Annotated in this window: 15 protein-coding genes; 8 read left to right on the forward strand and 7 right to left on the reverse strand. The window is 73.5% G+C overall.

Translation table 11 applies throughout. The features are described from left to right. Window positions 1-10: 10 nt before the first annotated feature. Window positions 11-781, reverse strand: a complete 771-nt coding sequence (locus tag ACRAS8_RS27125; RefSeq protein ID WP_438488617.1) for an IclR family transcriptional regulator — start codon at window positions 779-781, stop codon at window positions 11-13. Window positions 782-1,086: 305 nt separating this feature from the next. Here ACRAS8_RS27125 and ACRAS8_RS27130 point away from each other — a divergent pair, with 305 nt between their 5' ends. Next, complete coding sequence (locus ACRAS8_RS27130) at window positions 1,087-1,686, forward strand: GNAT family N-acetyltransferase (RefSeq protein WP_438488618.1); 600 nt, start codon at window positions 1,087-1,089, stop codon at window positions 1,684-1,686. On the opposite strand, the gene ACRAS8_RS27135 is transcribed toward ACRAS8_RS27130, so the two are convergent. After that, entirely contained in the window at window positions 1,634-2,347 is a 714-nt protein-coding gene (locus ACRAS8_RS27135) for a class I SAM-dependent methyltransferase (RefSeq protein WP_438488619.1), read from the reverse strand. The two genes, ACRAS8_RS27130 and ACRAS8_RS27135, sit on opposite strands and share 53 nt — an antisense overlap. A 190-nt stretch (window positions 2,348-2,537) precedes the next feature. Between ACRAS8_RS27135 and ACRAS8_RS27140 the strand changes: the two genes are divergently transcribed. The 3 genes from ACRAS8_RS27140 to ACRAS8_RS27150 all read left to right on the forward strand — a co-directional run bounded on the left by ACRAS8_RS27140 (window position 2,538) and on the right by ACRAS8_RS27150 (window position 5,670). After that, a complete protein-coding gene (locus ACRAS8_RS27140; RefSeq protein WP_438488620.1) occupies window positions 2,538-3,233 on the forward strand; it encodes a DsbA family oxidoreductase in 696 nt (231 codons plus the stop codon). A 90-nt stretch (window positions 3,234-3,323) separates the two neighbouring features. Continuing rightward, window positions 3,324-4,406 carry an aminotransferase class V-fold PLP-dependent enzyme gene (locus ACRAS8_RS27145; RefSeq protein WP_438488621.1) on the forward strand — a complete coding sequence of 361 codons (1,083 nt, stop codon included), beginning with the start codon at window positions 3,324-3,326 and terminating at the stop codon, window positions 4,404-4,406. Between the two features lie 190 nt (window positions 4,407-4,596). Further along, on the forward strand, window positions 4,597-5,670 hold the full coding sequence (locus ACRAS8_RS27150; RefSeq protein ID WP_438488622.1) for an alkene reductase: 1,074 nt from the start codon (window positions 4,597-4,599) through the stop codon (window positions 5,668-5,670). Between the two features lie 149 nt (window positions 5,671-5,819). On the opposite strand, the gene thpD is transcribed toward ACRAS8_RS27150, so the two are convergent. From thpD to ectA, 4 genes are all read right to left on the reverse strand, one after another. After that, complete coding sequence (gene thpD / locus ACRAS8_RS27155) at window positions 5,820-6,722, reverse strand: ectoine hydroxylase (protein ID WP_438488623.1); 903 nt, start codon at window positions 6,720-6,722, stop codon at window positions 5,820-5,822. A gap of 73 nt (window positions 6,723-6,795) precedes the next feature. Beyond that, window positions 6,796-7,200, reverse strand: coding sequence for an ectoine synthase (locus ACRAS8_RS27160; protein ID WP_438488624.1), 405 nt, complete (start codon window positions 7,198-7,200; stop codon window positions 6,796-6,798). Between the two features lie 51 nt (window positions 7,201-7,251). After that, window positions 7,252-8,520 (reverse strand): diaminobutyrate--2-oxoglutarate transaminase, encoded by a 1,269-nt coding sequence (gene ectB, locus ACRAS8_RS27165; protein ID WP_018536876.1) that lies wholly within the window; start codon window positions 8,518-8,520, stop codon window positions 7,252-7,254. A gap of 67 nt (window positions 8,521-8,587) precedes the next feature. Further along, window positions 8,588-9,154 (reverse strand): diaminobutyrate acetyltransferase, encoded by a 567-nt coding sequence (gene ectA, locus ACRAS8_RS27170; protein WP_438488625.1) that lies wholly within the window; start codon window positions 9,152-9,154, stop codon window positions 8,588-8,590. A gap of 517 nt (window positions 9,155-9,671) precedes the next feature. Here ectA and ACRAS8_RS27175 point away from each other — a divergent pair. Further along, a complete protein-coding gene (locus ACRAS8_RS27175) occupies window positions 9,672-10,763 on the forward strand; it encodes an amidohydrolase family protein (RefSeq protein ID WP_438490609.1) in 1,092 nt (363 codons plus the stop codon). On the opposite strand, the gene ACRAS8_RS27180 is transcribed toward ACRAS8_RS27175, so the two are convergent. Beyond that, the gene (locus ACRAS8_RS27180; RefSeq protein WP_438488626.1) at window positions 10,682-11,212 is read right to left on the reverse strand and encodes an ArsR/SmtB family transcription factor; all 531 of its coding nucleotides are present in this window, start codon (window positions 11,210-11,212) and stop codon (window positions 10,682-10,684) included. The two genes, ACRAS8_RS27175 and ACRAS8_RS27180, sit on opposite strands and share 82 nt — an antisense overlap. A gap of 94 nt (window positions 11,213-11,306) precedes the next feature. Here ACRAS8_RS27180 and ACRAS8_RS27185 point away from each other — a divergent pair, with 94 nt between their 5' ends. The 3 genes from ACRAS8_RS27185 (at window position 11,307) to ACRAS8_RS27195 (ending at window position 13,694) form a co-directional block, all read left to right on the forward strand. Next, window positions 11,307-11,708, forward strand: a complete 402-nt coding sequence (locus ACRAS8_RS27185) for a hypothetical protein (RefSeq protein ID WP_438488627.1) — start codon at window positions 11,307-11,309, stop codon at window positions 11,706-11,708. A gap of 10 nt (window positions 11,709-11,718) precedes the next feature. After that, window positions 11,719-12,465 carry an SDR family NAD(P)-dependent oxidoreductase gene (locus ACRAS8_RS27190; RefSeq protein ID WP_438488628.1) on the forward strand — a complete coding sequence of 249 codons (747 nt, stop codon included), beginning with the start codon at window positions 11,719-11,721 and terminating at the stop codon, window positions 12,463-12,465. Between the two features lie 251 nt (window positions 12,466-12,716). Beyond that, window positions 12,717-13,694 (forward strand): SCO1860 family LAETG-anchored protein, encoded by a 978-nt coding sequence (locus ACRAS8_RS27195; protein ID WP_438488629.1) that lies wholly within the window; start codon window positions 12,717-12,719, stop codon window positions 13,692-13,694. The last annotated feature ends 53 nt before the right edge of the window (window positions 13,695-13,747 follow it).

A 13,747-nucleotide genomic window follows, 5' to 3' on the forward strand; every position in this document is an offset into this window, starting at 1 on the left:
TCCGCGGGGCTCAGAGTCGCCGGGTGGCCAGCGTCAGCCGGTCCCGGGCGTCGAACAGCGCGTCCTTGATCGTCTGCTCGTGGGCGGGCGTCAGCCGGGCCGCCGGCACCGAGCAGCTGACCGCGTCCCGGGCCGGGGTGCGGTAGGGGACCGCCACGCCGAAGCAGCGCAGGCCGACGGTGTTCTCCTCACGGTCGACCGCGAAGCCCCGCTCGCGGACCGTGCGCAGCTCCTCGATCAGCCGCTCCCGGTCGGTGATCGTGTGCGCGGTCAGCGCCGGCAGGGTGGCCGGCAGCATCGCCCGCACCTGGTCGTCGGTACAGGTGGCGAGCAGCGCCTTGCCCAGCGCGGTGGAGTGCGCGGGCAGTCGGCGGCCGACCCGGGTGAACGGGCGGAGGTGGTGCCGCGACTGACGGGTGGCGAGGCAGACGACGTGGGTGCCGTCGAGCCGGGCGAGGTGGATGGTTTCGGTGGTGTCGTCGGAGAGCCGGTCCAGGGTCGGCCGGGCGGCGGCCACCACCTCGTCGCCGTCGATGTACGAGGTGCCGACCAGCAGGGCGCGGACGCCGATGCCGTAGCGCGTGCCGGTGGCGTCGGTCTCCACCCAGCCGAGGTCGACCAGGGTGCGCAGCAGCATGTAGAGGCTGGACTTCGGATAGCCGACGGCTTCCTGGACGGCGGCGAGGCTGTGCATGCCCGGGCGGCCCGCGAAGTACTCCAGCAACTCCACCGTCCGCACGGCCGACTTGACCTGCGCCCCACCGGTCTCGGCAGCTGCCATCGCCCTTGACCCTTCTGTTCGCACGGCCATAGAGTCCCAGGGATTCATCATCTGGGACAGCGTTCAGCATAGAGAACGTCGTCCCGTGTGCGGCAAGGGTCTGCGCGGCAACGACTTCGCCCGGGAGGGACGCACATGAGGGCAGCGGAAGCGGCACCAGTCTGGCGCGTGGACCCCCGAAACGGGAAGCGCCGGGGGCGAGTTGGGACGGCGGACACGGCGGACACGGCGGACGCCGCGGGTCGCGCCGCGCACACCGCCGGCGGCGCGTCGGCGAGGGAGTCGGCGGTGGAGGGGACCGGCCGGTGAGTCCCGACCCGCAGGTCCGCCCCGCCACCCCCGGCGACCTGGAGCAGATCGCCGCCCTGCACACCGCCGCCCGGGCCGCCTACCTCCGCGGCCGGGTGCCGGACGCGCCGTTCGACGCGCCCGCCGAGTATGCCCGCCGGCGGGACGCCTGGGCCCGGATGCTGCACCGCGACCGGACCCCCACCCTCTGCGCCGTCCGGCACGGCACCGTCCTCGGCGCCGCCGCCTACCTCCCCCGCACCTCAACGGCGCGGGACCCCCGGCCCGCCCCGACCGGACGGGAGCACTCCGCGCACACCCCGCACATCGGTCCCGCGAGCACCGTCGCGCTCCACCAGCTCCACGTCGACCCGGCCCACTGGGGCACCGGCGTGGGCCGCGCGCTGCACGCCGCCTGCCTGCACGCCTGGCGCGCCGCCGGCTTCTCCCGGGCCGTCCTCGACGTGCGCTGGCACAACCGCCGGGCGCGCGCCTTCTACCACCGCCTCGGCTGGCACCCCGACCCCGACCGCCGCCCCGCCCCCGACGCCACCCACCTCGCGCTCACCCTGCCGCTGGCTCCCCCGGAGCGGCCGCCGGCTCCCGCCGCGCCATGAGCTGCAGCCGCTCGGTGGTGCGGCCGTTCATCGTCGGCACCACCGTGCGCCGCTCCCGCAGCACCGTGAAGCCCGCCGCCTCCAGCAGCCCCCGCAGCCACTCCGGCGCATGGTGCCGGAACACCCCGCCGTCCTCCGTCTCGAACACCCCGTACGTCCCGTACCGCGCCGCGAACCGCTCGTACCGCTCGCGGTGCAACGGGTCGTCCTGCAGCGGCACATCGCTCACGTACAGCACCCCGCCCGGCCGCACCAGCCGCCCCAGCTCCCCGACGATCGCCCGCTGGCCCGCGTCGTCCGGCACGCAGGTCAGCACCGTGAACAGCAGCGCCGCGTCGAAGATCCCGTCCACGAACGGCAGCGGCAGCCCGGTCCAGCGCATCAGCGCCAGCTCCGGGTGCTCCCGCCGCCCCCGCGCGATCAGCGCCGCGGACCGGTCCACCCCGCGCACCGAGCGGTACCCCGCCGCCACCAGCTCCGCGGTGAGCCGCCCGTACCCGCAGCCGTAGTCCAGCACCCGCGCGGTCCGCGGCACGAACTCCGCCAGCAGCTCCGGGTCGAGCGGGTGGGTGAACGTCTTGGCGGCCCCGGTCGTCTCCCAGAACGCGGCCCCGGCCGTCTCCCAGAACCCGGCTTTACGCTGCGGCGATGACGTACCCATAGCGGGAAGGTACCGCCTGGCGCCGGCCCGCCCGCCGACCCGCCGCCCGCGCGTGCCAGGCGTCGCGAGGCAGGCGGGAGTTTGACGACAGGCCCTAGAACCGGCCCCCGGAATAACCCGCGCCCACGCGCCGTTGCACCCCTCCGTACCCCCGGCCGGCCCGGCCGCACCCCCGAGGAAAGTCACCCCCATGCACGTCGAAATCTGGTCGGACATCGCCTGCCCCTGGTGCTACGTCGGCAAGGCCCGCTTCGAGGCCGGCCTGGCGGCCTTCGCCGGACGGGCGGACGTCGAGGTCGTCCACCGGTCCTTCGAGCTGGACCCGGCCGCCCCGCCGCCCACCGACATCCCGGTCCTGGACATGCTCGCGGCGAAGTACGGCGTCAGCCGGGAGCAGGCCGAGGCGATGGAGGCCCGGGTCGCCGAGGCGGCCGCCGGCGAGGGGCTCGACTACCGCTCCGACCGCGTCCACGGCAACACCTTCGACCTGCACCGGCTGCTCCACCTGGCCAAGGCGCACGGCGTCCAGGACGCGCTGCTCACCGCCTTGTACCGCGCCAACTTCGCCGAGGCCCGCCCGCTCGGCGACGCCGCGGTGCTCACCGGCATCGCGGTCGCGGCCGGGGTGCCCGAGGAGGAGGCCGCGCGGGTCCTCGCCGACCCCGACGCCTACGCCGAGGAGGTCCGCGCCGACGAGCGCACCGCCGCCGAGCTGGGCGCCACCGGCGTCCCCTTCGTCGTCATCGACCGCCGCTACGGCATCTCCGGCGCTCAGCCCGCCGACGTCTTCCGCCAGGCCCTGGAGCGGGCGCACGCCGACTCCGCCGTCCAGGTCCTGGCCGCCGATGACGCGGACAGCTGCGGCGACGGGAGCTGCGCGGTCTGACCGCCCAACGCCGGCCCGGCTCCGGCCCGCCCGGCGTCCGTCCCCGCTATTCCCGTGGACGCCGGGGCGGCGACCGACCAGAGTGGGGCCATGCAGCGACACATGGCACTGACGGCACTGGGCGGGGACGAGTTCGCGCCGGAGACGGTCTACCTGAACTCCGCGTCCAGCGGGCTGCTGCCCGCCCGGAGCGCCGCCGCGGTGACCGCCGCCCTGGCGGAGTCGGCCTCGTACGGCACGATGGGGCCGGACTACTTCGGGGCGGCGGCCCGGGCGCGCGGGGCGTTCGCGCGGCTGACGGGGGTGCCCGAGGAGCGGGTGGCGCTGGGCAGTTCGGTCGCGGTGCAGTCGGCGTTCGTCGCCGGCTCGCTGCCGGCCGGCAGTGAAGTGCTGGTCGCCGAGGGCGACTTCAGCTCCCTGGTGAACCCGCTGGCGGCGCGCGCCGACTGCACGGTGCGGGCGGTGCCGCGGGAGGCGCTCGCCGACGCGGTGCGGCCCGGGACGGCGCTGGTCGCGGTGAGCGCGGTGCACGCGCTGGACGGGAGGATCGCCGATCTGGCCGCCGTCCGGGACGCCGCCCGCGCACACGGGGCGCTGACGTACGTCGACGCCACCCAGGCGGCGGGCTGGCTGCCGCTGCGGGCCGCCGACTTCGACTATGTGGTGTGCGGGGCGTTCAAGTGGCTGCTGTGCCCGCGCGGGACGACGTTCATGGTCTTCGGCGGGGAGCGGGGGGAGCCGGGCGGCCCCGGGTGGCCGGTGCCGGCGCACGCGGGCTGGATCGCCGGGGAGGACCCGGGGGAGTCCAACTACGGTGTGATCGACCGGCCGGCGGCCACCGCCCGCCGCTACGACGAGCCGTACGCCCACTACTCCTATGTGGCCGCCGAGCACTCCCTCGGGCTGCTCGCGGAGCTGGGCGTGGAGACCGTCCACGCCCACAACACCGCGCTGGCCGACCGCTATCGGGCCGGCCTGGAAGCCGCCGGACTCGCCCCGCGGCCCGCGCCCGGCTCCGCGATCGTCTCCACCCCGGGGCTGGCCGACGCCGAACCGCGGCTGGCCCGCGCCGGGGTGCGGGTCTCGGTCCGCGGCGGGCTGCTGCGGGCGGCGTTCCACCTCTACAACTCGGCCGAGGACGTGGACCGGGCGTTGTCCCTGCTGGTTCCCTGACTGCTCCCCACCCGGGGACGCATCTGCTTCCGCAGGCCGTGTGCGGGCGGGAGGCGGAACGCGCGGAATGCGGGAGACGGGAATGCGGAGACGGGAATGCGGGACGCCGGACGACGGCTGATGATAGTGACCAAGCGGTCAGCTCGGCAGCCGAGTTGACGAACCGTGACACCCAGCTGAGAGGCCGTCAGTGACCACCGCGTTCGACCCCATAGAACTCGCCGGCATCCCGCTCGCCAACCGCATCGTCATGGCCCCCATGACCCGGAACCGCGCCACCGACGAGGGCGTCCCCACCCCGTCCATGGTCGAGTACTACACCCAGCGGGCCTCGGCCGGCCTGATCATCACCGAGGCCGCCCAGACCGAGGCCGTCGGCCGCGGCTACCCGCGCACCCCGGGCCTGCACACCGCCGACCAGGTCGCCGGCTGGCGCCGGGTCACCGACTCCGTGCACGCGGCCGGCGGCCGGATCTTCGCCCAGCTGTGGCACGGCGGCCGGATCGGCCACCCGGTGCTGCTGCCCGACGGGCTGGTGCCGGTCGGCCCGTCCGCGGTCAGGGCGGCCGGCCAGGGCTTCACCCGGAACGGCCCGACGGACTTCGTCACCCCGCGCGAGCTGACCGGCGAGGAGATCCGCGCGACCATCGACGGGTTCGCCGCCGCGGCCCGCAACGCCGCCGAGGCCGGTTTCGACGGTGTGGAGATCCACGGCGCCAACGGCTACCTCGTCCACCAGTTCCTGGCCCCCAACACCAACCTGCGCACCGACGAGTGGGGCGGCTCCGACGAGGCCCGCGCCCGGTTCGCGATCGCGGTGGCCGAGGCGGTCGCCGACGCGGTCGGCGCACACCGCACCGGTCTGCGGCTCTCGCCCGGCAACCCGTTCAACGACATCGCCGAGCCCGCGCCCGAGGCCACCTACACCGCGCTGGTCGAGGCGATCGCCCCGCTGGGCCTGGCCTATCTGCACACCTGCGACGTGCACGACGGGGAGCTGCTGGCCCGGCTGCGGAAGCGGTTCGGCGGCCCGTTCCTGCTCAGCCCGGCCACCGTCGGCCGGCCCACCGGCCCGGAGGAGCTCCCGCTCGTCGAGCGCGGCGAGGCCGATCTGCTGGCGTACGGCGCGCTGTTCCTCGCCAACCCCGACCTGCCGCGCCGCCTGGCCGCCGGCGGCCCGTTCAACACCCCGGACCGGCGCAGCTTCTACGGGGGCGGCGACCGCGGGTACCTGGACTACCCCACGCTGGCCGACGGCAACTGACGACGGTGGGCGCGCGGCGACCGACGGCGGGAGGGTGCGGGGCCGGAGGGGTGGGTGTGCGGACGTAAAGCGCAGCAGTCCGCACACCCACCCCGGAGGCCCCACACCCGGCACCCCCACTCAGCCGGCGCCGGAGCACCGGCGAACCCCTACTTGACCGGAGTGAACGGAGCCCGCGCCCCGATGTACTCCGGTCGCGGGACCGGGGCCGCGAACGGCTCCACCGCGGTGTTCTCCATGCTGTTGAAGACGATGAAGACGTTGCTGCGCGGGTACGGCGTGATGTTGTCGCCGGAGCCGTGCATGGCGTTGCAGTCGAACCAGGTCGCCGAGCCGGCCTTGCCGGTGAACAGGCGGATGCCGTGCTGGTCCGCCATCCTGGTCAGCGCCTCGTCCGACGGCGTGCCCGCGTCCTGCATCTGCAGCGACTTCTTGTAGTTGTCCTTCGGGGTGGCGCCCTCGCACCCGACGAAGTACCGGTGCGACCCGGGCATGATCATCAGGCCGCCGTTGGTGTCGTAGTTCTCGGTCAGCGCGATCGACACCGACACCGTGCGCATGCGCGGCAGCCCGTCCTCGGCGTGCCAGGTCTCGAAGTCCGAGTGCCAGTAGAACCCGGAGGCGCCGAACCCGGGCTTGACGTTGATCCGCGACTGGTGGACGTAGACGTCCGAGCCGAGGATCTGCCGGGCCCGGCCGACCACGCGCGGGTCGGCGACCAGCTTCGCGAACACCTCGCTGATCCGGTGGATCTCGAAGACCGAGCGGATGTCCTGCGACGTCGGCTCCACGATGGAGCGCGGGTCGGCGCGCATCGCCGGGTCGGTCACCAGCCGGTCCAGCTCGGCGCGGTACACCGCGACCTCGTCCGCGGTGAGCAGCTCCGGCATGGCGAAGAAGCCGTCGCGTTCGAAGTCGCCCAGCTCGGACGCGGCGAACGGGCCCTGCGCTCCGGGCTGCGACCACACCACCGGGTCCTGCCGCGGGGTGATGACCTCGGACGTCCCACGGGTCGGGTACAGGTCGGCGGTGCGCTCGGGTGCGGTGGTCATGGTGTTGCCTTCCTCTCCTCTCGTACGGAATCTCGCGGTGTCGCGGTGACGCGCGGCGGTGCCGGCTCCGCGGTCAGTCCGCCTCGGGCTCGGTGAGCAGCGGGTAGACGCCGTTCTCGTCGTGGTCCTCGCGGCCGGTGACCGGCGGGTTGAAGACGCACAGGCAGCGGAAGTCCTCCTTGATCCGCATGGTGTGCTTCTCGTGCCCGTCGAGCAGGTACATCACGCCCGGCGTGATGAGGTGCGTCTCGCCGGTCTCGTCGTTGGTCAGCTCGGCCACGCCCTCGGTGCAGACCACGGCCTCGATGTGGTTGGCGTACCACATCGACGTCTCGGTGCCGGCGTAGAGGACCGTCTCGTGGAGGGAGAAGCCGACCCGCTCCTTGGCGAGCACGATGCGCTTGCTCTCCCAGGTGCCGGACTTCGCCTTGACGTGGCGGTCGGTGCCTTCGATGTCCTTGAACGAGCGGACGATCATGGTGTGTCGGTGCCTTTCTGCGGAACGGTGAGGGCGTTCGGAAGGGGGGTGTCAGGCGCAGTCGCGGACCGCGCGGGCGAGCGTCCGCAGCCCCTCGTCCAGTTCCTCGGGGGTGGTCGTCAGCGCGGGCAGCAGCTTGACGACCTCGCTCTCGGGGCCGGAGGTCTCGATCAGCAGACCCAGCTCGAAGGCGCGCTTGGCGATCTTTCCGGCGAGCGGCTTGTCGGTGCACTCCAGGCCCCACACCAGACCGCGGCCGCGGTACTCGGCGAAGGTGCCCGGGTGCTCCTCGACGATGGCCTTCAGGTGCGCCTCGACGATCTCGCCGCGGGCCAGCGTCTGCTTCTCCATCTGGCCGTCGGCCCAGTACGTGTCCAGGGCGGCGGCCGCGGTGACGAAGGCGGGGTTGTTGCCGCGGAAGGTGCCGTTGTGCTCGCCGGGCTCCCAGATGTCCAGCTCCGGCTTGAACAGGGTCAGCGCCAGCGGCAGGCCGTAGCCGCTGATGGACTTGGAGACGGTGACGATGTCCGGCACGATGCCCGCCTCCTCGAAGGAGAAGAAGGCGCCGGTGCGGCCGCAGCCCATCTGGATGTCGTCGACGATCAGCAGCATGTCCTGGCGCTCGCACAGCGCGGCCAGTTCCCGCAGCCACTCGGGGCGGGCGACGTTGATGCCGCCCTCGCCCTGCACGGTCTCCACGATCACGGCCGCGGGCTTGTTCAGACCGGAGCCCTGGTCCTCCAGCAGCCGCTCGAACCACAGGAAGTCCGGGGTCTGGCCGTCGAGGTAGTTGTCGAACGGCATCGGGGTGCCGTGCACCAGCGGGATGCCGGCGCCGGCCCGCTTCATGGAGTTGCCGGTGACCGCGAGCGCGCCCAGCGACATGCCGTGGAAGGCGTTGGTGAAGGACACGATCGACTCGCGGCCCTTGACCTTACGGGCCAGTTTCAGCGCGGCCTCGACGGAGTTGGCGCCCGTCGGGCCCGGGAACATGACCTTGTAGGGCAGGTCGCGCGGCCGCAGGATGATGTTCTGCAGCGACTCCAGGAAGGCCCGCTTGGCCGTGGTGGACATGTCCAGGCCGTGGGTGATGCCGTCCCGTTCGATGTAGTCGATCAGGGCGCGTTTGAGGACCGGGTTGTTGTGTCCGTAGTTGAGCGAACCGGCGCCGGCGAAGAAGTCCAGGTAGGTGTGGCCGTCCTCGTCGGTGATGCGGCTGCCCTGCGCGCGGTCGAAGACGGTGGGCCAGCCACGGCAGTAGCTGCGCACCTCCGACTCGACGGTTTCGAAGACGCTCAGATCGGGCTGGGTGATGGTCACAGCATGCTCCTGGGAGATGAGTGCGGGAGGGAGAAGTCTGGGGGCGGCGCCGTGCGCGCGGCCCGGATCAGCGGCCGCTGCCGGGTGGCGTCTCGAACGGGCCGATGTGATGCAGGACCTCCGGCTCGTGGCCCTGCTCGGGGAAGAGCGCCGCGTCGAAGAGGACCTCGCGCTCGATCGGCACCGAGTGCCGCTCGGCGAAGGACGCGAACAGCCGGTTGGAGGCGGCGTTCCCCGGCGTGATGGTGGTCTCCACGCGGGATATGCCCAGTTCGTCGATGGCGCGGGTGGTCAGCCCGTCCAGCAGGGCGGCGGCCAGGCCCCGTCCGCGGTGCGCCGCGTCGACGGCGATCTGCCAGACGACGAGGGTGTCCGGTCGGTCCGGGCGCAGGTAGCCGGTGACGAACGCGGCCGGCTCGCCGGCCGCGTCGCGGGCGACGGCGGAGGTGGCGGCGAAGTCGCGGCACCACAGGAGGTAGCTGTAGGAGGAGTTGAGGTCCAGCGCCTTCGAGTCGCGGGCGATGCGCCAGATCGCTGCCCCGTCCTCCACCCGGGGGGTGTCGAGCTTGAAGCCCTCCGGAATTTCTCTGATGTCGCTTCGGGCACCTGCATGGTCTGCTCGTGCGGCGGTCATGGAAATTAAATTTACCGAGGCGAAAAGCAAATTGCATCGCGGGCAGGGGTTACGTGAGAAGCGGCTTTGTGTTATCACGCGGGAGCGCGCGAGCGCGCGAATCGGCTGCAGAATGTCACGATTTGACCCGATGGTTCGGGGCGAAACGGACACGCTGTGTAGTCGGTCACAGATCAGTAACGCTCCTGTGAAGCGCCTGAATTATGAGACTTGGCGCTAGCGAAATCTTGGCGTTTGAGGCGAGGGAAAGCGGGCATAAGAATACGGGAAGCTGTTCTGTTGGGGAATTGGAAATTCGCCCGAGGACACGCTCGCGACGGCTTCTTCAAAGGCGTGCGGGAAGTTCCCGATGGTGCTCCTGAGCGCATATGGGAAGTCCCGCAAGTTGATGCGCGCGCGGTGCGCGGCGCGTTTTCCGATAACCGCCCGCCGAAGCGGCCATTCGGGTCTCCGTACGGCCCCTCGCACACCATGGCCGCGGACTCCCGCCCCCGCATACAGTGCGTGCATGACGTCCATGAGCGAAGGTGCGGTGCTGCACCTCAAGGGGAGGGTCCTCGTCGGGCCGGACGACGTCCGCGACGAGCTGTGGGTCATCGACGGCCGGGTCACCTTCGAGCGGCCGGCCCTGGCACGCGATGCCAGGACGGTGACCGGCTGGGTGCTGCCGGGCCTGGTCGACGCCCACTGCCACGTCGGATTGGACGCCCACGGACCGGTGGACGCCGCCACCAGCGAGAAGCAGGCGCTCACCGACCGTGACGCCGGCACCCTGCTGGTCCGGGACGCCGGCTCGCCGTCGGACACCCGCTGGATCGACGACCGCGCCGACCTGCCGCGGATCATCCGTGCCGGCCGTCACATCGCCCGCACCAGGCGCTACATCCGCAACTACGCGCACGAGATCGAGCCGGACGACCTGGTCGCCTATGTCGCCCAGGAGGCCCGCCGCGGCGACGGCTGGGTCAAGCTCGTCGGCGACTGGATCGACCGCTCGGCCGGCGATCTGACCGCCTGCTGGCCGCCCGGCGAGGTGGCCGCCGCCATCGCCGAGGCGCACCGGCTGGGCGCCCGGGTCACCGCCCACTGCTTCGCCGAGGAGACGCTCGCCCCGCTGGTCGAGGCCGGCATCGACTGCATCGAGCACGCCACGGGCCTGACCGAGGACACCATCCCGCTCTTCGCCGAGCGCCGGGTCGCGATCGTCCCGACGCTGGTCAACATCGCCACCTTCCCGCAGCTCGCGGCCGGCGGAGAGGAGAAGTTCCCGCGCTGGGCGGACCACATGCGCCGGCTGCACGCGCGCCGCTACGACACCGTGCGGGCCGCCTACGACGCCGGGGTCCCGATCTACGCCGGCACCGACGCCGGCGGCTCGCTGCCGCACGGCCTGGTCGCCGACGAGGTCGCCGAGCTGATGAAGGCCGGGCTGCCCGTGGAGGCCGCGCTCTCGGCGACCACCTGGGGCGCCCGGGAGTGGCTGGGCCGCCCCGGCCTCACCGAGGGTGCCCCGGCGGACCTGGTCGTCTACGAGGCCGACCCGCGCGCCGACGTCCGGGTGCTGGCGGCGCCGCGCCTGGTGGTGCTGCGCGGCCGCGTCGTGGGCTGAACGCCCGCCGACAGCTCCGGAGCGGGCTCGGGCGTCCCCTCCGGCACCTTCTCCGGCTCCGCCGCCGCGTCCCGCTCCACGGCGTCCTCCCGCTCCGCAGCGTCTGCCCGCAGCAGCGCCGCCACCAGGCCGGGGAAGCGCGCGTCGAGGTCGGCGCGGCGCAGCGAGATGTACCGCTCGCGGCCGGACCGGCGGGTGTGGGTCCAGCCCGCGGTCCGCAGGATCCGGAAGTGGTAGGAGCCGGTGGCCCGGCTGACCGGCAGCTCGATGTCCCCGCAGCCGGCCTCGCCCTCCGTGGCGAGCCGGTGCACGATCCGCCGCCGCAGCGGGTCGCTGAACGCCTGGAGCAGGTCCCCGAGCCGGATCAGGGCGGTCTCCGGCTGGTCGGGGTCGGCCGGGGCGGAGGTGGCGGCGGGGTCCGGCGTGCGACCGGGGTCCGTACGAGGCATTGTTCGAGAACTCTCTAAATGAGTGTTACGGTCGTGATCGCCAACGCTTTGACGACCCTCTAATTATCCATCGACGCCTCCCGAGGACCCGCCCATGACCCTCCCCGACCGGGCACCCGACCCGGCGCCGCCCGCCGACGCCCCGGCCCCGGCCCCGCTGCGCACCCTCTTCTGCCTCGGCGTCACCCAGGACTTCTTCGCCGCCGACGACGCGCTGCGCGCCACCGTGGCCGCCGCCATCCCGCCCGCCTTCGACCGGCTCGGCGAGCGCTTCGGGGTCCGGGTCCTCGGCACCCTGGACGACGACCGGCTGATGGTCGGCGCCGCCACCGCCTGGCCCTGGACCTCGTACATCCTCGCCGACGTCCCCGACCTGGAGACCGTCTCCCGGGTCTGCGGCATCGTCCGCGACACCCCGGTCGGCGACGGCCGGCTGTGGCGCTATCTGCGCATCGAGGCCCGGGTCGGCCGCCCGCTGTTCTTCGGCACGGCCTGAGGGGGCGGGCATGCTCGACACCGGACTCGACGGCCGGACCGTACTGATCACCGGCACCGCCCACGGGCTCGGCGCCGCCCTGGTCCGCGCCTGCCACGCCGAGGGCGCGTACATCGCCGCGCTGGACGTGGACGACGCGGCCAACCGCGCCCTCGCCGCGGAGCTGGATCCCGGCGGCGAACGGATCCGGCCGGTCCGGGCCGACCTGCGCGACCCGGACGCGCTCGCCGCCGCCCATGCCGAGGTCCGCGCCTGGCGCCCGGTCGACGTGCTGATCAACAACGCCGCCCGGCCGCTTGCCAAGTCGCTGTGGGAGATCACCCCCGAGGAGTGGGACGACGTCTTCGCGGTCAATCTGCGCGCGGTCTTCCTGCTGACCCGCGCGGTCGCCGCCGGCATGCGCGACCGAGGCTTCGGGCGGATCGTCAACATGGCCTCGATCGCCGGCCAGACGCCCCGCCCCACGGGCGCCGCGTACGGCACCAGCAAGGCCGGGATGATCGCCCTCACCCGGGTCTTCGCGGCCGAACTCGCCCCGTACGGCGTCACGGTGAACGCGGTCGCCCCGGCCATGATCGACACCCCGATGGTCCGCTCGGTCGGCCCGGAGGCGCTCGCCGAGCTCACCGCCCAGGTGCCGATGGGCCGGATCGCCACCCCCGAGGAGGTCGCCCGGGTCGCCCTCTTCCTCGCCTCCCGGGAAACCTTCGTCACCGGCGCCACATACGACGTCAACGGCGGCGTGCTGATGCGCTGACGGCGCCCGCCGGCGGCCGGCCGGGCCCGCGTGGCCCGGTACGGCTGGGGCGCGGAACGGCCGCCGGGGCGGAGGGGTCGGGAGGAATCGAATACGGGCGCGAAAACCACCCTTTGGGGTGAACTGACCTCACGTGGCAGACCGTTCACCCTCCGTACGTACACGATGTGCGGGTCGAGGCCGTCGGCCCGCGTGATGTCCCCCATTGACGCGGTCGGCGGCTCCATCTCTCATGTGGGGGTTCCACACACGTGTCCACCAGTTCCACCAGAGGCACCGGCGCCACCGGCACCACCCGGCGGATCGGCGCCGCTCTGGCCGCCGCCGCCCTGACCGCCGGTCCCGCCGTCGCCCTCGCCGCCGCGCCCGCCGCGTACGCCGCCGGCAACGACGCCCGCGGCCACGGCACTTCGGGGGCGGTGGTGCTGCGCACCGCCCTGGACGTCGGCCTGCTCGACAAGACCCTGAACATCCCCGTCCGGGCCGTCCTCAACGACGTCCAGGCCCCGGCCTCCGCCGAGAAGACCGCGCTCACCGTCCGCCTGGACGGCATCGACGGCGGCCGGCCGGTCGACCTGCTGCGCGCCGACGTCGCCACCGCGCGCGCCACCGCCGACGGCCGGACCGCCGAGGGCTACGCCAACCTCGTCCGGGCGAAGGTCCAGCTCCCCGGCCTCCCGGCGCTGCCGCTGGCTCAGGTCCAGCAGGTCACCGCCCGCGCCGTCTGCACCGCCGGCCGGCGGCCGCGGGCCGAGTCCCGGGTCCTCGGCGACATCGAGGTGCTGGGCAAGCGGGTCGCGCTCCGCGCGGGCGGCACCACCGAGGTCAAGGTGCCCGGCGTGGGCGACGTCCGGCTCGACCTCTCGCAGAAGAGCACCGCCTCGGCGAGCGCCGCCGCCACCGCGCTCCAACTCCGCGTCTCGGTCAACCCGTTGAAGCTCAATGTCGCGCAGGTGCACGGCGACGTCACCCTCGCCCGGGCCACCTGCACCACCCCGCACGGCACCCCGGGCGAGCCCAGCGGCCCGCCGCACTCCGGCGGGCCCCACACGCCGGGCACCGGCAGCGGTACCCATGCGCACTCCGGCGGGCAGAACCTCGCCGAGACCGGCGGCAGCGCCGCCACCCCGTACCTCGTCGGCGGCGCGGCCCTGCTGGTCGCCGGCGGCGCCGGGGCGCTCGGCTACGTCCGCCACCGCAGGAACGCCGCGGCCACCGGGCGCGGCTGACAGCCCGCCCCGTACCGGTGCCGTGGGGGCGCCGGTACGGGGACGGGGGTGCG

The organism is Streptomyces sp. S186 (assembly GCF_051603415.1).
GTDB lineage: Bacteria > Actinomycetota > Actinomycetes > Streptomycetales > Streptomycetaceae > Streptomyces.